Genomic DNA, 18,814 nt, shown 5'->3' on the forward strand with positions numbered 1-18,814 from the left:
ATCAGAAATTACAATTTGATAGTAGAAACGGGTCACGGCATCTGTAAACAAAAACTCAAGATTATTAGCCAATTATGTTCCAAGCGATCAGCCCCGCTTGTTTGTTCTGTTGGCGCATGGCTGGTACTCGGCCCATCAGGACAACGGTTTCCGGCCTGTGGGTTTTCTTTGGAGCTGCAGGATAAATGTGTCCCGCGAACAGGCCATCTTTGCGGGAATTGCTGTCATCGCGCCGTGTTCTTTCCATCCAACCACGCGCGAATGATTGCGCGGTGGCGATCGCGCCCGAAGCTTGGGAAGTGACCCCCATGCACAGTTTGTACAGGTAGATCATAGAGACGTACCATCGAGCGGTAATAATCGTCCGCATTGCTATGATAAGTGTCTTCGATCAACTCGCCATCATAGACAATATCGCCCGAAAACAAGATGCCTGTCGCGGCCTCCCACAAGGCAATTCCGCCCGGCGAATGACCTGGTGTATGGATCACCTCGAAATGCCTGTCCCCAAGATCGACGATATCGCCATCGTCCAGCAGGCGCGTCGCCTGCGCGCCGCTGACCGCATATGTATCGGATCGGTAGGGCAAGGGCGGTAGGCAGTCGAAAATCTCGTCCGTCACATAGGGGTCGGCCAACGTCGCCACGCGGGTTGGGTTCGCCAGAATATCGGCCTCGGCCCTGTGAACCGCGCGGTCCTCAAACTCGTGATGACAGCCGATATGGTCGAAATGGGTGTGGCTTGCGACCGCCGTCAACGCACGTTCGGTCACCAGAGGCACCCATGTTCGCAGCGACACAACACCCATACCGCTGTCGACCAGCATATCGCGGTCACGCCCACGCACATGCCACATGTTGCAGCGATAGAACGGCGTGATGAAAGGCTCATCGATCAGGGTGACGTCTTCGCCTTTGCGGGTGGTGCGGTACCAATCCTGCGGTTGCGCGCGTTGCATCAGGGGGTCTCCGGTTCGAACAGACGAAAATTCTCGACATCTGCGGATAACGATAGCACATCCCCCTGCGCCCACGCGCGGTCGGGCGCCAGATAGGCCGTAAGGTTCAGGTCCGGGGCACAGGCCGGTGACAGATGCGCCCGGCAATAGGTTCCGAAAAACGCCGCTGTAGTCACGGTGGCCTGCCCCATCGGGAACGAGCCCTGATCGTCCGCGCGGATATCCTCGGGGCGGAGGCAGATTGCGGCCGCCGCAGACGCTGGAGCATTCTGTGCGGGAAGAAGCCCAAAGGGTGTTTCTACACCAGCCCCAGATTTCACACCTTCTATATGGTTGTTTTCACCCATGAAATCCGCCGTGAACAGTGTTGCGGGGTGACGATAAACCCGGTCGGGCGTGCCATGATCTTCGATCCGGCCCTTACTCATGACCACGATCCGGTCGGCAATGGCCATGGCCTCTTCCTGATCATGAGTGACATGCACAAAGGTTGTTCCGATCTGTTGCTGAATGGATTTCAGTTCATCCTGCATGGATCGCCGCAGCTTGAGGTCCAGCGCGCCCAGCGGTTCGTCCAGCAGTAGAACGTCCGGGTTTACGGCCAATGCCCGCGCAAGCGCAACGCGCTGACGCTGACCGCCGGACAGGGCATGGGGACGTTTGAGCGCCGCATCCTTCAGACCGACCAGATCCAACATCTGTTCGGCGCGGGCGTGGCGGGCTTTCCGGCCCATACCGCTCATACGCAGGCCAAAGCCCACATTGTCCCGCAGGGACATGTGCGGAAACAGGGCATAGTCCTGGAACACCGTGGTCGTGGGGCGTTTAACTGGCGCGACACGGGTCAAATCCTGACCGCCAATCAGCACGCGGCCTTCGGTGGGTTCCAGAAACCCGCCAAGGATAGACAAAAGGGTGGTCTTGCCGCAGCCGGATGGCCCCAGCAGGGTTACGTATTCACCGGCCTCGATCTGTAGGTCGATCCCGGACAGCGCCTGAAACTGACCGAACCAGTGATTGAGACCTGAAAACGTGACAGACGCGGTCATTGGCGGCCTTTCCGAAAGATGGTGAGTTCCAGCAGCAGCACAACCACCACCGAGATCAGGAAGACGAAGCTGCCGATTGCATTCAGTTGCGGCGACAGGCCAGACCTGAGCAGCGACCAGATTTCAACCGGCAGGGTGACGTCAAAGCGGGTCAGCAGGAAGGAGATGATAAACTCGTCCCAACTGAGCGTGACCGACAGGAAAAAGGCCGCCGCAATCGACGGCAGCAACATCGGAACCGTCACCAGCATGATCACCTTGGGCTCGGACGCGCCCAGATCACGGGCCGCTCGTTCGGCATTTTGCTGTTGCGCCCCCATCGAGGCGTAGATGATGGCAAAAGCCAGCGGCAGGTTGATAACCACGTGCCCGATGGCGGCGGTCCATAGCGAAACGCCAAAGCCCGACCGCGTCAGAACGATCAGCAGACCCAGCCCGACGATCAGGTAGCTGACAGTCAGGGGGGCAATCAGCAGCCCTCGGATCAGGGTCGATCCCGGCAGAACGTGCCGCGCCAAACCGTATGCGGCCAGAAATCCAAGCGTTACGGCAACCGCAGACGACCCGAAGGCAACAAGGATCGAGTTGCGCAGCGCTGCCATCAAATCCTCGTCCCCAAGAATGGTCTGGTACCATTGCAGGGACGGTCCGTTAAACGGCGGCACCGGCAGCGTTCCTTCCTGAAACGAGAACAGGACCAGCACACCCACCGGCAGGTAGATAAAGACAAAAGCGGCAATCAGGTAAGCCCACGGCAGAAAACGCATCATAGCCGGTCAAGCCTTAACCAGCGGGCAGATAGCAGGTAGGCCAGCGCGACGATGCTCATCAAGACGATGGCCAGCGCCGAGGCCAGCGGGAAATCCGCACGTCGTCCCAATTGCACCATGATGACCTGTGGCACGGTTAGTTCGGTATTGCCGCCCAGAATCTGCGGCGTGACGTAATCGCCGATACACAGGACAAAGGTCAGGAATGCTCCGGTGACAATACCGGGCAGCGTGAGCGGCAAGATCACGTGCCGGAAGGTTTGAAAGGCGTTGGCGCCAAGGTCCATTGCCGCCCGGCGATAGTTCGGGGATAGCTGGATCAGGTTGGCATAAATCGTCAGGGTCAGAAGCATCACAAAGAAATGCACAAAGCCCGTCACCGTCGCAAAGCGCGTATTGGCCAGCGTGATCGGCTCGGCGATGGCGCCGATCCACATCAGGGTCTCGTTCACTACGCCTTCGCGCGCCAGAACCAGCAGCCACGCATAGGACCGCACCACATAGGAGGTCCAGAATGGCAGGATTGCCAGCAGCAGGGCCAGGCGCTGCCAGCGCGGCGACACACGAAAGGCAATGATCCAGGCCAGCGGATAAGCCAGCACGACCGAGATCACAGTCACCGCCAGCGTGATTTCAAGCGAAACCAGAACCGCGCGCCACAGATACTTCTTTTCAAGCAGCTCGGCATAGTTGGCCAGCGACAGGTCCCAGACAAGCGTGCGCCCTTCAAGCGAAGCAAGGCTCATCGCGCCCATCACGACGAAAGGCACGATGAAAAAAGCGATGGTCCACAGCAGGGCCGGAGTCACAAAGCCCCAGCCCCGGATCTGGTCCTTGGACATGCTCACTGCTGCAGAGTTTCCAGCCACAGATCCTGCATCTCGATATCCAGATCCGCATCCGGTGCAGGATATAGCTGTGTCAGCGCCAAATAGTCAGGCTGCTGATCCCAGCGCAGGATGTCTTTCTGCGCATCGGTCAGAACGTCTCCGGCCTTGGCATTTGCGGGCATTCCCCAAAAGCACGAAGACGTCGCCAAACGAGCCTGCCCTTCCGGGCTGGTGATATATTTGATGAACTCAACCGCCAGATCTGGGTTACTGGCCCCTTCAACCACGCCGATGGATTGTGCCCAGCGAACCGCGCCTTCCTTGGGGATGGTCCATGTCAGTTCCGGCTGTTCCGAGGCCAGCACGGCCGTCAGCCACTCACCCCCACCGACAACGATATCCACCTCGCCTGTCGCCAGCGCCGTTTGCGCCGCAACCACCCCCGCGACCGAGGCCGCTCGGCTTCGCATGGTTGACAGCACACCATCGATCTTTGTCAAATCTCCCGGGCCAATCGCATCCGTTGCAATGCCTTCGGCAATAGCAGCCAGCCCCATCACGGGCAGGTAGTAGTCATAGATCGAAATCCGCCCGTCATACTTCTCGGACCAGACACTGGTCAGGCTTTCCATATCCGCGGGATCGACCTTGGCCGAGTTGTATGAGATCGTGTTGTAGCCAAATTTCTCGGTCACGGCATAGGTCACGCCGTCGACTGAGTTGTTTTCGGCCATGACCACTTCGGGGAAGTAATCCGCAGTCGAGATCGCGCCCTCGGGCAGCGGGGCCAGAACACCGGCTTCGACTGCGCGGAACACGTCGATCCCGTCCACCACAAGCACATCCCAGTCGCCGGGTCTGGATTGCTCCAGCAATGCCAGCGCCGCGCCGGTTCCTTCGTATTCGCGAAGGTTGACCTTGACGTTATGTTCCGCCTCAAACGGCGCGATCAGTTCGGGATCAGTATGGTCGCACCACACCAACGCATTCAATTCGCCCTCGGCCCAGGCAGTGCCAGCCAACAAGGCCAGCGTCGACGCGCCAAGGATTTTACGTCCGGTTTGCATTCGTTCATCTCCTGTTGATTACGGATTGCCCGGTTTTTGTGTGGGTCTGCCCGAAAAAACTTGAACAGCCTCATCTTTTAAGTCAACTCTAAATTTGGATTTGTGTTACACGAGGTCGTTTTTCCACATGGCAGGATTACGAGAGCGGCAAAAAGCAGCGCGCGAGCGTCGCATTCTGGAAGCCGCATCCGCGAAATTCCGGTCACACGGCTATCGGTCGGTGAAAATCGAAGATCTGGCAGAAATGGCCGAAGTGTCGGTCGGCACGGTCTACAACTATTATGAGACCAAGGGCGACATTCTGATTGCCACCGTCGCCATGGAGGTCGAAGAAGTCATCGCCGCAGGCGCGCCGATTCTGGCCAACCCACCACAGCGCGTAGACGACGCGCTTCTGGCGTTGATTTATCAATATTACGATCACTCGCTCGAGTACCTATCCAAGGAAATGTGGCGCGCGGCGATTGCCCATTCCATCGAACACCCCAACACACCAAGTGGTCGGCGTTACGCGGAACAGGATCGTCGGCTTGCAGCACAGGTGACCGAATTGATCAGGGTTCTGCAGGGCCGGAAGCTGGTGCGCCAGAACCTAATCGCCACAGACCTGGGCACACTAATATTTGGCGCATTAAATCAGGCGTTCATTGAATTCGTCAAACAAGATGACATCACACTCGTTCAGCTCAGAACTCAAATCGCGGCACAGATCGCACCTGTCGCGTCTCTCATGTCAGGAGATGCCCCAGTGACAAATCAATAGGGTTTTTTCGCAAATTTCTTTGAAGGCAACGCAGGTTGAGCAGGAGAATCAATTTTCCTGCATCCTGTGTGAACTGCTGTAACGGGCGGAGTCTGTGCGTGAATTGACCATTGCTGATCTAGCGAAAGATTTGCATCCCAGCATTAGTCAGATCCGGCGACCACAGGGTCAGCGACGGCACAAAGTTCAGTCGGTGACTTCAGCCAGATGTTCAGTCTTTGGCAGCAAAATCAGACAAAACCAGTGTTTTCTCAAACGGCGTTTTCGCTTGCCTCGTTTAATACCGCCTGCGCTGTAACATCATCAATGACCAAAGTGCTGATATGGCCCCCATTTAGTGCAGCACGTACCGGTTCAGCCTTATCGATACCGGAGGCAACACCAATGCGGATCGGAACTAATTTGGCGTCCTTCAGCGGCAGGCTGACAAGTCTGGAGTTAAGCGCGGTGCTGCACAGCTCACCTTCGCAATCGACCAAGTGCCCAAGCAGTTCCGCCCTGACCCCGCTATCGTAGAGCTGCGACCGGTCCTCTTCGGACAGGGGGTGCGCTTTGTAATAAGTCGCATCCTCTTCGGTTACAGCTCCCAGTCCCAAGAGAGAGACATTTGCGTTCCGCGCTTGGGTGAGCACATCGCTCACTGCACGCACTGACAGCAGAACATCTCGTTCGTCCTGCGTATCAGCATGTAAGGGCGCGTGGATCAGGGTTGCCGAACCTCCCAAACCGTCGGCGATACGGGTCGCGATGTGGTTCACATCGGTATAATGCTGGCCTTGCACCCCTCCGGTCATTGGCACCACGACATTCGACGCTGCTCCGCCCGGCTTCAAATGGTCCGCGACGGCGCTGAGCGTTTTGCCGCCAGATATTGCCAAAACGTCGGTGGGTCCAAGAATATGCTGCAGATGCTGCGCCGCCGATTTTCCGACCTGATCCAGCGTGATTTCAGCGTTTTCGGTTACGGTGTTGACCACAAGGCAAGCGGACAGCGGCCAGCGCTCCTTCATCTGGCGTTCCAGCTCGAAAAGACGTTGGAACGGGCTGTGGATGCGAAATTCGACCATGCCCATCTCGCGGCCCTGCTTGATCAGCCGGTTCACCTTGGCCGTCGACAATTTCAAGCTGTTGGCAATGTCAGCCTGAAGCAGCCCCTCTTGAAAATGCAGGGTCAGGACACGGGCGATCAGGCGCAGCGTGTCGGGATCGGGTCCGGATGCGTTCAATTTTCACTGTCCCTTCTGCTCACCAAATGGTTCGATGCCGCCGCCAGCAACAACGCGGTGCCAACGACCAGAGTTTGGAAATAGGCGGGCACCAGTGTCAACATGCCCACAGTCAAAGACATGATGATCAGCGCCCCGATAAAGGATTTCAGAACCCGCCCTTCGCCGCCGCTGAAGGCTGTACCACCCAACAGAACCACAAGTATAGCGGTTAGTTCCATCCCGTCGCCCGACAGTGGGTCGCCCAGCGACATAAAGCTGGACCGCGCAATGCCCGCCAGCGCCGCACAAACCCCGACCAGCACATAAAGCAGGATCACCGTCCGCGCCGTATTGATACCTGACAATTTCGCAGCCGTCGGATTGCCCCCGGTTGCAGCGGCGTATTTGCCCAGTTTCATCCGATCCTGCGCGATGATCATTGCAATCGTAACCAGTATGGCCACCCAAAAGGCCCACGGCAGACCAAACAGCACACCATCTCGTCCATAATCGTTGAACCAACTGGGCATTTTCAGGTCGCCGCCGGATTTGATCGCCGAAACACCATCCTCAACCAGCAACAATGCGATGCCTTTATAAAGGCTTAGGGTGATCAGCGTGGCGATGACTGGCGTGATCTTTAATTGGATCACAAGAAACCCGTTAATAGCCCCCAGCAGAACGCCCAATACAACGGTCGCAACAAAAGCCGGCAGGAAAGGTACCCCGTTGATTACGAGCATAGCATAGACAACCGCACTCAGGCTCATGGCGCTGCCCACGGACAAGTCGATATAGCCCGAGATCATCAACAACGTGAACGCCCCGGCCAGCGTCAGGATCGGTGCCGAAATACGCAGGATGTTGATGATATTGCGCTCACTCAGGAAGTTGCCACGCTCGAACAGGGGAAACTTGTCCAGATTGGCGGTGCTTAGAACAACCACAACAAGGATCAGGACCAGATAGATGTAATAGTCCTTGAGGAACCGTTTTACACGATCGCCAGAACTGGGGTTTTGGGTCAGATCGGTCATTATGCATGTCTCCGGGCCAGAGCCCAAGTCTGAGCCATGATTGCGATGAACACCGCGATGGCCTTGAGGGTGAATTGCCAGTCAGGCGAAAGAACCAACCCGGTAGCCGCAGACGTCACGGTCGCCAATATGATTGCTCCAAAGAACATCCCGATCACTGACCCGAACCCGCCTGCAATTGCGACGCCACCCAACAGCGAGATGACCAGCGCGTCAAACTCCATTAGCATGCCACGGTTTGAGAACCCGGATTTGAATTCCGAGGCCAGCAAAATGCCAACAGCTCCGGCCATGGCCGCGCTGAACAGATACAGCTTGATGACATGCCGCGCGTTATCGACCCCCGAAAGCCGCGATGCGACAGGGTTGGCTCCGATCAGATAGATCAACCGGCCAAACACCGTCTTGCGTTCTACAAAAACGGCCACAAGGATCAGGACCGTCATAAGCACAACCGGCAGTTTGATCGAAGTGCCGAACATGGTCATGTTCCCCAGCACACCGAAATCTGACGGCAGGTTTGTGTTACGTTGCGAGCCTTGCGTGACCACCTGCGCGATCCCCCGCGCCAGCATCATCGTGCCCAGCGTGACGATGATTGACGGCACCCGCAGCGCGACAACAAATACCGCATTGATTGCCCCGATCAGCATTGCGCCGATCAGGGCGCAGACCATCGCCAGCCAAGTCGGCATTCCCCAGCCCGAGGACAAAACGTTCGCACCTTCGGTCGACTGCGCAAACCACACGGCCAAAACACCCGACAGTGCGACGATGCCTCCGACTGACAGGTCAAAGTTCCCCGAAACCAACAAGAACGTCACACCGACCCCGAGTGAGATCACCGCCCAGTTGTTTGTCACCAGGTTCACAACGTTCTGAAACTGAAAGAAATTCGGCACCAGAATGGAGGCTAATAGGAACAACGCCACCGCAGCTCCGGCGACAAGCGACGTGATGAACATCTCATCACTTAACCTGTTGTCCCGTGCGGCCAGCCTGCGGCCCGCAATTGCTTGGTCGGTCATGGCTTCTTTCCGCCTCCGCCGGTTACGACATTCAGAATCTGAGGAATATCGACCTCTGCTTCGTTTTGGATTTCAGCTTCAACCCGCCCGTCATACATCAGGAACACCCGGTCGCAGATGCCCAACACCTCTTCCAGTTCGGATGAAAAGATACAGATCGCGCGACCATTATTGGCCAGATCGCGGATCAGATCATAAATCTCGGACTTTGCCCCGACGTCGACGCCGCGTGTTGGTTCGTCCAGCAGCAGCATATCTGCATCCGCGAACAGGCACTTGGACAAAACGACCTTCTGTTGGTTCCCACCCGAAAGCTTTTCGGCGTACTTCTCAATCGAATTGGTCGCGATCCCCAGTTTACCGACATATTCCCGGGCAACTTCCTTTTCGCGTTCATCCTTAAACACACCGAAACTGGCAAGCTTGCGGATGTTCATGATCGGAATGTTGCGCCGGATCGTCAGTTCCGTGAACAGACCTTGCGTGCGCCGCTCTTCGGGGACCAGAGCAATCCCTGCCGCGATGGCCTCTTTCGGCGAGGAGGGACGTTTTCGGCCTAGAAAATCAATCTGCCCGTCCGCTTTGTCGGCCCCGTATATGGCGCGCGCCACTTCGGTCTTGCCCGCGCCAACGAGGCCATAAAAACCAACGATTTCGCCTTCATTCACATGAAATGAAACGTCCTTCAGAAGGTGATTGCTAAGCCCTTTGACCGTCAGCACCGGTTTGTCGGCAATTTCACCACGCGGTTCGTAGTCATGGGTGATCGCGCGCCCCACCATCATCTCTATCAACTCGGGCCGGCCGTTCACGTCCGCCAGAGGTTTGGTGGCGATGTGCTTGCCGTCACGCATGACGGTGACGTTGTCGCCCAGCTCAAAAATCTCATCCAGCTTGTGCGAGATATAGATGACCGTCACGTCCGAGTCCCGAAGCCTGCGGATTACTCCGAACAGGCGCTCGACCTCGCGTTCTGACAAGGCGGCGGTGGGTTCATCCATGATGATAATACTGGCCCCTGATGAGGCCGCGCGGGCAATCTCGACAATCTGTTTCTGCGCCACACTCAGCGATGAAACGCGCGCACTGGGGTCGATCATCGGTTCAATTGCCGCGATTGTTTTAGTCACCCGCTCCTCTAGATCGGACTTGACCAGGAAACCAAGCCGACTGGCCTCCATCCCGAGGGTCAGGTTTTCCAAGACAGTCAGTTGATCAACAACGTGCAGTTCCTGAAACAGCGTGCCAATACCGCTTTCGCGTGCATCCTGCGTGCTGCTGGGCGCATGATCACGACCCAGAATGGCCATTGATCCGCTTGTCGGGGCAAGCGCGCCTGTCAGCATCTTGACGATAGTTGACTTCCCCGCCCCATTCTCGCCGACCAGGCAATGCACCGTATTCCGGTCAATATCGAACGACACGGTGTCCACGGCGCGTACACCGGGGTAGTCCTTGGTCAGATCCCTGACGGACAGAGCTTTTTCCTGTGCATTGTCGGCAAAGGCAGTCTGCACGATCATTCCCTTTATTTTCGCAAGACAACAGTGGCAGCGAACTGGTCGCTTCCATGGGCCAAGCTTATCTGATTTTGAATAGGTTGCTACCAACGCCGGCCTCAGTAGGGAGGACGCGGTTACGACGTTGGCAGCAATTAAAGAACCAACCGGGCTGATCAGGTCAAAAGTCGGGTATTAGGCCTGATCGCAACGATAGGTTCGTCAGGGTCGGTTAGCCGCCGAACTGGTCCTTAAGCCACTGTTCTGCCTCATCTTTCGGCATCGACCAGTAAGATACAGTGTAGGCCTTATAGAAGAACTCTTCCGCTGTGTCTGAGGTTGGTGCGACCTTGCCATCCAGAACATCCATGATCAGGTCGATGCGGCCTTGTGCGGTTTCAACCGGCGGCAGGCCCATCGAGACTTTCAGACTGGAATTCGGATCATAGACCTGCTCGAATTCGACCGAGTCAAAATCGACGCTTGCCACGATTTCAGTCAGCGGTTTGCCGTTGTCGAACTTGCCACGACCCAGTTGCGCCAGGCCGGCCATAGTACCGACGGTCAGGTTAGAGGCTTCGGAATAGATCAAGTTCACCTCGGGCCGTTGGGTCAGCAGGTCGACAATGATCTGCTTGGCCGCTTCCTGACCCTTGCTGGAATCCAGCGCGCCCAGGTTTTCAGCGTCAGGATCAACCGAAAGCACACCTTCAGCAAAAGGCGCTGTCCGACCCGAGTTTACCTCGGTGTGGTTCGGCCAACCCAGTTGCACCATGACGATCGACTTGTCAGGATGTGCCTCTTTCCACGCTTTGGCCATCTGTGCGCCCATTTCGAACGACACTGCGGCTTCATCGCTGCGTGCGGTCGGGATGCCCGTGTCGGTGATCGGGCTGAAGAACGAGGTCATGACAATATCGTCGGCCAACGCGTCTTCGACGCCGGGCGTCGCGGCCTCAGCATCCCAGATGTGCAGAGTGGCTGCATCAAAACCGCCGGCGGCGATCTGGTCGACATTTTGAGTCATGACAGCAGAATCTGCCTGGCCGTCAAAGACCACAACCTCTGCACCATATTTTTCTTTTGCATAGCGCTCGGCCTCGGCCGCCTGAGATTGGTGAAATACGTTCGACAAGTCGGACACAAAGAATGCGATCCGCTTCCCATCATCAGCAAAAGCCCCGGCCCCACCAACAAAAGTCAGTGTCGTGGCCAGCAGACCCGCCTTGAGTACATTCCTCCGCTGCATTTTCATCTTTTCCCTTTTTGTTTCCTCCAGAGCGCGGCTGATCTGAAACAATAGGCATCAGAGCCGCAATTCCAGCCCGAACTTCTCCTCAGGAATCGATGCTGAAATATATTACAGTATATGTTATTATTATCATTTTGCTTGCCTAGTCAACTGTTTTTGGCGCCCGATAAGCTTAAGAAATTTGTGGATCCGCTATTGCAATAATCTCATAAATATTTGAAAATAAACACATAAAGTTCATTCTCTTTAGAAGGGCGTTACAGCACAGACGTATCCTGGTCAGCACAATGGTGACCGAAAAGAAAAATGCTCTGAATCACTGTTAGATTTTGGTGAAAAGAATCCCGCCGAGCTTACAGCTTCGCCAGCTTCTGAACGGAAATTCGCGCTTTTCCCTTCACGATTTCTTTGAACCGGACCATGTGCGGCATGCGCCCGTGACTGGTAATCGCCTCACCCCCGGACCAAATCTCGTGGATCAGAAATTCGGTCTTTTTGTCGGGTGATAAGAACACATCATAGCCCCGGTTACCTGCCTCTTGACGACTGGCATTTGCGAGATCTTCGATTGCGGTGCGCACCACTTCTGACTGGCCTTCTTCCAGCTCGATGCGCGCGATGATCACAATCTCCGACATGTCTCAGGCCCTGTTGCGGATCATGTCGGCCGCTTTCTCAGCGATCATAACAACAGGAGATGCAGTGTTGCCCGAAACGATTTTCGGCATGATTGACGCATCAACAACCCGAATCCCCCCAAGGCCATGCACTCTGAGATCCGTACCCACTACCGCCGATGCATCAGACCCCATCTTACATGTCCCGACTGGGTGGAAGATCGTGGTGGCAATGTCACCAACACCTTTCACAAGATCCTCTTCGGTTTCCATGGCTGGACCCGGCAGAACTTCCTCGGGCTGATAAGGCTTGAGGGCATTCGCCGTCATGATCATCCGCGCCTGGCGCACTGATTTCGCGGCAACACGCTTGTCATTGTCCGTGGACAGATAATTCAAACGGATATCGGGCTGGTCCGAGGTATCCGCTCCCTGAATATGGCAGGTTCCAATACTCTCAGGGCGCAGATTGCAGACCGAAACGGTAATGGCCGGAAACGGATGCAACGGATCGCCCAGTTTGTCAGTGGACAAGGGTTGAACGTGATACTCCAGATCCGGCGTCGCCAGATCTGGGTTGGATTTGGTGAACATCCCGAATTGACTGGGTGCCATGGACATCGGCCCCGATTGCGTTAACCCGTATTGCAGAGCGATCTTCGCCTTGCCGACCAACGAGTTAGCCATCGTATTCAGCGTTTTCGCGTTCTGTACTTTGAACACGGTGCGGATTTGCAGATGATCCTGAAGGTTCTCACCCACGCCTGTGCTTTCGTGATGCACAGCAATGCCATGTTCGGCCAACACATCACCTCGGCCAACACCCGAGAGTTCCAGAATTTTGGGAGAGTTGATCGCCCCGGCGGCCAGCAAAACCTCGGCCCCTGCGAAGGCATCATAGCGAACGCCTTTTTGCTGAAAGCAAACGCCTGTCACTCGCTTACCGTCGAACAACAACGTCTGTGTTTCTGCATGAGTCATTACGCGCAGGTTCGGGCGTTTCATCGCCGGGCGCAGAAAACCTTTCGCTGTATTCCAGCGCACGCCTTTGCGTTGGTTGACCTCGAAGAACCCGGTGCCTTCGTTACTGCCATCGTTGAAATCCGCGCGTGGTTGAATGCCAAATTCCTTGGCCCCTTCCTGCACAGCCTTCAGGATATCCCATTCCAAACGCTGCTTTGAAACCTTCCACTCACCACCTGAGCGGTGCATCTCACTGTCGCCCGCATGGTGATCCTCGGACTTCAGAAAATAGGGCAGCACGTCGTCCCATCCCCAACCGGCATTGCCCAGTTGACGCCAATGATCGTAGTCCGCCGCCTGCCCCCGCATATAAATCATGCCATTGACCGAGGTGCAGCCGCCCAGAACCTTGCCGCGCGGATAGACCAGGGAACGCCCGTTTAGCCCCGGCTCAGCAGCGGTTTTCATCATCCAGTCAGTGCGCTGATTGCCAATACAATAGAGGTAGCCAACGGGGACATGGACCCAGTGGTAATTGTCCGATCCGCCCGCCTCTAGCAGTAAAACCCGCGTCTTGGGGTCTTCAGTCAGGCGGTTTGCCAGAACACAGCCCGCCGTGCCTGCACCGACGATAATATAGTCGTATTCGCCATCAAGTTTCCGGGCGTGTGTCATGAAATTCTGGTCTTTCTGGTTAGAATGCGACGACAAGTTTGCCGATCATGCGACCGGTTTCGATGAGCGCGTGAGCCTCTTTCAGCGTTTCCGCTGACAAGCCGTTCAGTGTTTTTTGTTCGGTCGTTCGGATGATCCCGTCATCGACCATACTGGCAACACGAGCCAAAATCTGCCCCTGCCGAGCCATATCTGCCGTTCCAAACAGCGAACGGGTGAACATCAGTTCCCACATCAGAGCAGCGGACTTGCCCTGCAATGCCGAGATATCCAGCTTTTCCGACGTTTCGACAATGGTTCCAATGCGGCCCTGCGGCGCGATCAGTTCACACATGGCATCCCAATGCTGTGCGGTGTCGGCGTATTGCGTGATGTAGTCCACGGTTTCATGCCCTGCGGCCTGCACCTCGGCGATCAGATCGCGATGGTTAACCACCTGATGCGCACCCATGTCCTTGCACCAATCGACCGTTTCAGGGCGAGATGCAGTGGCGATCAGATTCAATCCAGTCAGCCTACGTGCAAGTTGCAGGGTAATCGAACCCACCCCTCCGGCCCCGCCGATAACCAGCAGGCTGGCCGGCGTTTCATTTGTGGGAACTTGCAATCGGTCAAACAGTATTTCCCACGCGGTCAGCGACACCAAGGGCAAAGAGGCCGCCGCGGCGGGGCCCATCGACTTCGGAGCAAGTGATGTGATGCGATGATCGACCGCCTGCAACTCAGCATAAGACCCTGGGCGATCGGCATCGCCAGCATACCACACCCGGTCACCTTTGGTGAATCCTGTAACGTCGGGGCCCATATCAAGCACAATACCTACGGCGTCATATCCCAGAATGAACGGCTCGGCATGGTCCTGCTCGGCTGCTGTTCGGATGCGGCGCTTGGCATCTGCGGGATTGACCGAGATTGCCTCGACCTCGACCAGCAGATCGTTGGGTCGAAGAACCGGCTCTGGCAGGTCGACATCCATCAAGCTGTCAGGCGCGTCAATTGGAAGTGATTTCAGAAATCCCACGGCTTTCATGCTGATTACCTTTCGGTTGAAGTTTGAGCGCTGTCCCAAAACCCGCGCATGGCTTCGATAAGCGCAAGGTACTGCGCGTAGCGGTTATCGTAATGGGCTTTCATGTCCGCATTCGACTGGAACTCGGCCTTGCGGCGGGTCATCTGACCGATGGCCTCTTCGTAGGAGCCGTACGCGCCCGTTGCCACCGACACACCAATCGCCGCACCCAAAGCACCAGTTTCCTGCGCTTCGGCCACATAGATCGGTACACCAAGGCAATCGGCGAACATCTGCGGCCAGACAGAGCTGCGCGAGCCACCGCCAGACAGAACCGCCTGATCAAAGCTGACGCCTGCGGTTTTCAGAACCTCGATATGGCGGCGGTGCTCGAACAAAACACCCTCGAACAAGGCGCGCAACATGTGGCTTTCACCGTGCCAGCCCGCAACACCATAAAACCCGCCCCGGAACGACGCCCCCTGCCCCGAACCATAAAGGAACGGATGGAAGAACGGGTCATCCGCCGCAGGGGTGACCTCGGCCACCTTGTCATTGCAGAACCCAAAAGGATCGTCGTGATGCGCGCCGCATTCGACGAATTCACGCACATACCATTCAAGATTGGCGGCCGACGTCGCGCTGGCCTCGATGTTCACGAACCGGTTGGGGCCAAAGCCCGACACCATGAACAGATCATCGTTGACGGCAGGTTTGTCCGAAAACACCTGATTGATGCTCCAGGTTCCTGCTATGATCGACGCCTCGCCCGCACGCACGACGCCCGAGCCCATTGCGCTGGAGACCACATCGAAATAGCCCCCAATCACCGGTGTGCCTTCGGCCAGGCCGGTTGCTGCGGCGGCCTCGGCGCTGACGGTTCCGGCGATATCCGCCGGGTCGATCAAGCGCGGGAGCATCTCGCGCGCGTCTTCCAAACCGTAAAGCGCCAACAGTGTGTCGTCATAGGTGCAGTCCGGCATCCGGGTCAGACCACTGCCCGACATGTCCGATATCTCGCTGACCTGCTCATCTGTCAGCTTGTAGGTAATGAAATCCTTGCACAGAAGCACAGTGCCGGTCTGTACATAAATCTCGAGCTGGTGGCGTTTGATCCAAGCCAGCAGAACCGGGGTTTGCGACGGCCACGGTTTTTGCAAACACAGCGCGTGCAGAGCATCCCCTGCGGCTTCGGACAATTCCTCGGCCAGACCGGCAGCGCGCGTGTCAAGCGACTGGATGCCGACAAGCGGTTCACCCGCCTTGTCCAGCAGGTACAGCCCGTTGCCATGCCCGGCACAACCGACGCCAATAATCTGATCCGACGTGACCCCGGCCTTGTCGATGCAACCAGAGATCACCTGCCGTGCATTGGCCCAAAGCTCATTCAGGTCACGCTCCACATGTCCCGGTTGCGGGGTCGAAGACTGACCGTCCAGCGCCTGCATCGCCACGGGCTGCCCGTTTAGGTCGAAGAGCACGGCCTTGATGACCGTATTCCCCGCATCCAGGCCCAATATGTATTGGTTGTTAGCCACGGTTATAGATATCCCACGCTTCTTCGCCGCTGGCCTTATCATGGATCATCGCCATCAATGCTGCCACAACCGCCTTGGGATTGTCGTGCTGATAGATGTTGCGGCCATAAACCATCCCTTGCGCACCCTGCGCGATCAGTGCCGCCGATTTCATCAACACGTTCTTCAGTTCTTCCTTACCACCGCCGCGCACCAGAACGGGCACGCGCGCAGCCTCAATCACGCGGTGGAAGTCCTCGGGGTTTTCGGTTGGGTCTGCCTTGATGATATCAGCCCCCATTTCCGAGGCCAGTCGCACCAACGTCACGATCTTCTCGGCGTCACCATCCACCTGATAACCACCGCGCACTTCATTGGGCAGCATGACCAGAGGTTCGATCATCAACGGCATACCGTATTTGTGACAGGCCGCGCGCACCTTGCTGATGTTCTCGACGCACTGACGAAACAGTTCAGGCTCGTCCGGCAGCATGAACAGGTTGACGACAACGGCGGCGGCGTCCATTTCCAGTGCGCCGATAATCGGCTCGTCTGCGTTTTGCAGCATCGACCACATCACCCGGTGGCGCTGATCGTTATAGGGGTTGCCCATGTCGATCCGCATCACCAGCGCGGGCTTGTCCTTTTCGGGGCGCGATTGCAGCAGGTCGGCTTGCCCATAGGCACACTGAATGGCATCCGGCTTGGCCCCAATCAGCGTGTCCATGACACCCGCCATATCCTCAAGCCCGACCATAAAGCTGGGCTCATTGCAGACCCCGTGGTCGATCGCCACGTCCAGACATCCGCCATTGGTAAACATCCGGTTCATTCGGGCTTTGGTACTTACACGCATTCTGTTCTCCGTTCCTTGTTTCGTGCGGTCAGAGTTTCGGCGGACACGCCGTAATACTCGGACAATTCATGTATAAGCGTTTGGGTCTGATCAGTGATTTCCTGCGGGCTGATACCGCGTTCGGCGGCCACAATAGTTCCCAACTGGCCCAGCAGCGCATCCGAAATCTGCCCTGTGATCGCCAAAGCGGTCCGGCGCAGGACGATATCAGACAGGGTTTCGACAAATTCCGTGCGCAGCAGCCAAATAATCTCGGCCTCGGTATAAGGGCAGCCAGCCAACAGTGGCGTATCCTTAACCGATTGGCAGAACTGTCCCACATCGTCGGCGTGCGTGCCGTAATGTTCCATCAGGTGCAGCGCGCGGTCGGGCGAAATGTGAAAGTCCTCGACCAGCCTGTTTTGCAGCGTTTTCGCATCATCGGGAAACTGTGCTCCGCCCCCGATAGGCAATCCAAGGGTCGACGTCTTACGCGGTTTTTCAAGCGCGGCCAGAACCTTATCCGTGGTCTGTTCACCAAATGCGCGGAAGGTCGTCCATTTACCACCAACCATGCAGAACTGCGGCACCGATCCGTCCAGCCGCGTCGTGTAATGACCACGCGAAATCCGACCGGTGAAATCCTGATCACTGTGCGGCAGCGGGCGGATCCCGCTATAGCTGAACACAACCTGTTCGGCAGCGATCTGCATCTCAGGAAATACCAACCGCAGTGAACCGAGAATATAGTCGAACTCTTCCGGCTCACATCGCACGCGCGTTGCTTTGTCGACGCGAATATCGGTTGAACCCGCCAGCACCTTTCCCTGATAGGGAAACACGATACAGACCCGCCCGTCGGTATTTTCGAAATAGACCATATGACCGCCAAGCGCCTGCAACAGTGCCGGGTTGTCGATGATCAGGTGCGAACCCTTGGTGCCCGAGACCATCTGCTGACTGGCTTCGCCGCCCAGGCTGCGGACTGTATCATCCAGCCAGGCACCAGTGGCATTCACGATCACCTTGGGCTGAACTGGCAATTGCTGACCGCTGCGCCGGTCTGTCACAGCATAATCTTCACCGTCCCGCGTCATTTCGGCATAGTTCAAAGCTATGCAATCAGGCGCGGCGATCTGCACATCGCGGATCATTTCGACACACAGACGTTCTGGATGCGTGATCTGCGCGTCATAATACACGGCTGATCGAGTGGCCTTGGGCGTTAGCTCAGGCCAGTCGCTGCGCGTTCGCCCTGCGCTGTTGAAATGATGCTTTGGCAGGATACGCCGCTTGCGCGTCACCCAATCATACAGCGACAACCCCAGCTTGATCGGCATCGCACCACGACTAGAGGGTTTGCCCTGCCAACCGACAAAACTGGCCACCGCGTTTAACATACCCGAAAACACCGAAGTGATCGGAATGACCGTCGGCAAAGGCCGCACCATATGAGGAGCGTTCAACAGCAGTGCATCGCGTTCGCGCAGCGACTCCTGCACCAGATCGAATTCGCCATTCTCTAGGTAACGCAATCCACCATGGATCATCCGCGACGGCGCGGCGCTGCACCCCGAGGCAAAGTCGTTGCGCTCAACCAGCAAGACCCGCAGCCCCTGCAAGGCCAAATCCCGATAAACTCCAATCCCGTTTATGCCCCCGCCGATAACCACGGCGTCAAAAACAGCGTTCTCGTGCAGCTTTGTCAGGCATTGTTGTCTTTGTTCTGACATGGT

The 18,814-nt window shown here is 56.7% G+C and carries 17 protein-coding genes; 1 reads left to right on the forward strand and 16 read right to left on the reverse strand.

What is annotated here, in order from left to right; all coding sequences use genetic code 11:
• Positions 1 to 224: 224 nt before the first annotated feature.
• The 5 genes from GOX75_RS15835 to GOX75_RS15855 are packed head-to-tail and all read right to left on the reverse strand — an operon-like array spanning position 225 to position 4,675.
• Positions 225 to 959, reverse strand: coding sequence for an MBL fold metallo-hydrolase (locus tag GOX75_RS15835; protein ID WP_171124720.1), 735 nt, complete (start codon positions 957 to 959; stop codon positions 225 to 227).
• Positions 959 to 2,008: an ABC transporter ATP-binding protein gene (locus GOX75_RS20610; protein ID WP_171124722.1), complete on the reverse strand. Its 1,050-nt coding sequence runs from the start codon at positions 2,006 to 2,008 to the stop codon at positions 959 to 961. The genes GOX75_RS15835 and GOX75_RS20610 overlap by 1 nt, the downstream gene beginning before the upstream one ends.
• Entirely contained in the window at positions 2,005 to 2,778 is a 774-nt protein-coding gene (locus tag GOX75_RS15845) for an ABC transporter permease (protein WP_171124724.1), read from the reverse strand. The genes GOX75_RS20610 and GOX75_RS15845 overlap by 4 nt, the downstream gene beginning before the upstream one ends.
• On the reverse strand, positions 2,775 to 3,620 hold the full coding sequence (locus tag GOX75_RS15850) for an ABC transporter permease (protein ID WP_171124726.1): 846 nt from the start codon (positions 3,618 to 3,620) through the stop codon (positions 2,775 to 2,777). The genes GOX75_RS15845 and GOX75_RS15850 overlap by 4 nt, the downstream gene beginning before the upstream one ends.
• A 2-nt stretch (positions 3,621 to 3,622) precedes the next feature.
• A complete protein-coding gene (locus GOX75_RS15855; protein ID WP_171124729.1) occupies positions 3,623 to 4,675 on the reverse strand; it encodes an extracellular solute-binding protein in 1,053 nt (350 codons plus the stop codon).
• Positions 4,676 to 4,802: 127 nt separating this feature from the next.
• Between GOX75_RS15855 and GOX75_RS15860 the strand changes: the two genes are divergently transcribed.
• Positions 4,803 to 5,438: a TetR/AcrR family transcriptional regulator gene (locus GOX75_RS15860; RefSeq protein WP_171124731.1), complete on the forward strand. Its 636-nt coding sequence runs from the start codon at positions 4,803 to 4,805 to the stop codon at positions 5,436 to 5,438.
• Between the two features lie 251 nt (positions 5,439 to 5,689).
• Here GOX75_RS15860 and GOX75_RS15865 read toward each other — a convergent pair whose 3' ends face one another.
• The 11 genes from GOX75_RS15865 to GOX75_RS15915 all read right to left on the reverse strand — a co-directional run bounded on the left by GOX75_RS15865 (position 5,690) and on the right by GOX75_RS15915 (position 18,811).
• Positions 5,690 to 6,664 carry a sugar-binding transcriptional regulator gene (locus tag GOX75_RS15865; RefSeq protein ID WP_171124733.1) on the reverse strand — a complete coding sequence of 325 codons (975 nt, stop codon included), beginning with the start codon at positions 6,662 to 6,664 and terminating at the stop codon, positions 5,690 to 5,692.
• On the reverse strand, positions 6,661 to 7,683 hold the full coding sequence (locus GOX75_RS15870; RefSeq protein ID WP_171124735.1) for an ABC transporter permease: 1,023 nt from the start codon (positions 7,681 to 7,683) through the stop codon (positions 6,661 to 6,663). Before GOX75_RS15870 ends, GOX75_RS15865 begins: the two co-directional genes overlap by 4 nt.
• Positions 7,683 to 8,711 carry an ABC transporter permease gene (locus GOX75_RS15875; protein WP_171124737.1) on the reverse strand — a complete coding sequence of 343 codons (1,029 nt, stop codon included), beginning with the start codon at positions 8,709 to 8,711 and terminating at the stop codon, positions 7,683 to 7,685. The genes GOX75_RS15870 and GOX75_RS15875 overlap by 1 nt, the downstream gene beginning before the upstream one ends.
• Positions 8,708 to 10,234, reverse strand: coding sequence for a sugar ABC transporter ATP-binding protein (locus GOX75_RS15880; RefSeq protein WP_171124739.1), 1,527 nt, complete (start codon positions 10,232 to 10,234; stop codon positions 8,708 to 8,710). The genes GOX75_RS15875 and GOX75_RS15880 overlap by 4 nt, the downstream gene beginning before the upstream one ends.
• 208 nt (positions 10,235 to 10,442) lie before the next feature.
• On the reverse strand, positions 10,443 to 11,459 hold the full coding sequence (locus tag GOX75_RS15885; RefSeq protein WP_217351022.1) for a substrate-binding domain-containing protein: 1,017 nt from the start codon (positions 11,457 to 11,459) through the stop codon (positions 10,443 to 10,445).
• A gap of 356 nt (positions 11,460 to 11,815) precedes the next feature.
• Entirely contained in the window at positions 11,816 to 12,100 is a 285-nt protein-coding gene (locus tag GOX75_RS15890; protein ID WP_171124743.1) for a putative quinol monooxygenase, read from the reverse strand.
• Between the two features lie 3 nt (positions 12,101 to 12,103).
• On the reverse strand, positions 12,104 to 13,717 hold the full coding sequence (locus tag GOX75_RS15895; RefSeq protein WP_171124745.1) for a GMC family oxidoreductase: 1,614 nt from the start codon (positions 13,715 to 13,717) through the stop codon (positions 12,104 to 12,106).
• 19 nt (positions 13,718 to 13,736) lie between these two features.
• The gene (locus tag GOX75_RS15900; protein WP_171124747.1) at positions 13,737 to 14,747 is read right to left on the reverse strand and encodes a zinc-binding alcohol dehydrogenase family protein; all 1,011 of its coding nucleotides are present in this window, start codon (positions 14,745 to 14,747) and stop codon (positions 13,737 to 13,739) included.
• Between the two features lie 5 nt (positions 14,748 to 14,752).
• Positions 14,753 to 16,264 carry an FGGY-family carbohydrate kinase gene (locus tag GOX75_RS15905; RefSeq protein ID WP_171124749.1) on the reverse strand — a complete coding sequence of 504 codons (1,512 nt, stop codon included), beginning with the start codon at positions 16,262 to 16,264 and terminating at the stop codon, positions 14,753 to 14,755.
• Positions 16,257 to 17,099 carry a class I fructose-bisphosphate aldolase gene (locus tag GOX75_RS15910; RefSeq protein WP_171124751.1) on the reverse strand — a complete coding sequence of 281 codons (843 nt, stop codon included), beginning with the start codon at positions 17,097 to 17,099 and terminating at the stop codon, positions 16,257 to 16,259. The genes GOX75_RS15905 and GOX75_RS15910 overlap by 8 nt, the downstream gene beginning before the upstream one ends.
• Entirely contained in the window at positions 17,090 to 18,811 is a 1,722-nt protein-coding gene (locus GOX75_RS15915; RefSeq protein ID WP_171124752.1) for a glycerol-3-phosphate dehydrogenase/oxidase, read from the reverse strand. Before GOX75_RS15915 ends, GOX75_RS15910 begins: the two co-directional genes overlap by 10 nt.
• Positions 18,812 to 18,814: the final 3 nt, after the last annotated feature.

It is taken from the genome of Ruegeria sp. HKCCD7251, assembly GCF_013031165.1.
Lineage (GTDB): Bacteria > Pseudomonadota > Alphaproteobacteria > Rhodobacterales > Rhodobacteraceae > Ruegeria.

What these genes read in the sequence shown, in the direction of transcription:
- GOX75_RS15875 (WP_171124737.1), bottom strand. Translation starts at nt 8,711, where the DNA reads ATGACCGACCAAGCAATTGCGGGCCGCAGGCTGGCCGCACGGGACAAC.
- GOX75_RS15855 (WP_171124729.1), bottom strand. Translation starts at nt 4,675, where the DNA reads ATGCAAACCGGACGTAAAATCCTTGGCGCGTCGACGCTGGCCTTGTTG.
- GOX75_RS15845 (WP_171124724.1), bottom strand. Translation starts at nt 2,778, where the DNA reads ATGATGCGTTTTCTGCCGTGGGCTTACCTGATTGCCGCTTTTGTCTTT.
- GOX75_RS15850 (WP_171124726.1), bottom strand. Translation starts at nt 3,620, where the DNA reads ATGTCCAAGGACCAGATCCGGGGCTGGGGCTTTGTGACTCCGGCCCTG.
- GOX75_RS15910 (WP_171124751.1), bottom strand. Translation starts at nt 17,099, where the DNA reads ATGCGTGTAAGTACCAAAGCCCGAATGAACCGGATGTTTACCAATGGC.
- GOX75_RS15835 (WP_171124720.1), bottom strand. Translation starts at nt 959, where the DNA reads ATGCAACGCGCGCAACCGCAGGATTGGTACCGCACCACCCGCAAAGGC.
- GOX75_RS15885 (WP_217351022.1), bottom strand. Translation starts at nt 11,459, where the DNA reads ATGCAGCGGAGGAATGTACTCAAGGCGGGTCTGCTGGCCACGACACTG.
- GOX75_RS15915 (WP_171124752.1), bottom strand. Translation starts at nt 18,811, where the DNA reads ATGTCAGAACAAAGACAACAATGCCTGACAAAGCTGCACGAGAACGCT.
- GOX75_RS15895 (WP_171124745.1), bottom strand. Translation starts at nt 13,717, where the DNA reads ATGACACACGCCCGGAAACTTGATGGCGAATACGACTATATTATCGTC.
- GOX75_RS15880 (WP_171124739.1), bottom strand. Translation starts at nt 10,234, where the DNA reads ATGATCGTGCAGACTGCCTTTGCCGACAATGCACAGGAAAAAGCTCTG.
- GOX75_RS15890 (WP_171124743.1), bottom strand. Translation starts at nt 12,100, where the DNA reads ATGTCGGAGATTGTGATCATCGCGCGCATCGAGCTGGAAGAAGGCCAG.
- GOX75_RS20610 (WP_171124722.1), bottom strand. Translation starts at nt 2,008, where the DNA reads ATGACCGCGTCTGTCACGTTTTCAGGTCTCAATCACTGGTTCGGTCAG.
- GOX75_RS15900 (WP_171124747.1), bottom strand. Translation starts at nt 14,747, where the DNA reads ATGAAAGCCGTGGGATTTCTGAAATCACTTCCAATTGACGCGCCTGAC.
- GOX75_RS15860 (WP_171124731.1), top strand. Translation starts at nt 4,803, where the DNA reads ATGGCAGGATTACGAGAGCGGCAAAAAGCAGCGCGCGAGCGTCGCATT.
- GOX75_RS15870 (WP_171124735.1), bottom strand. Translation starts at nt 7,683, where the DNA reads ATGACCGATCTGACCCAAAACCCCAGTTCTGGCGATCGTGTAAAACGG.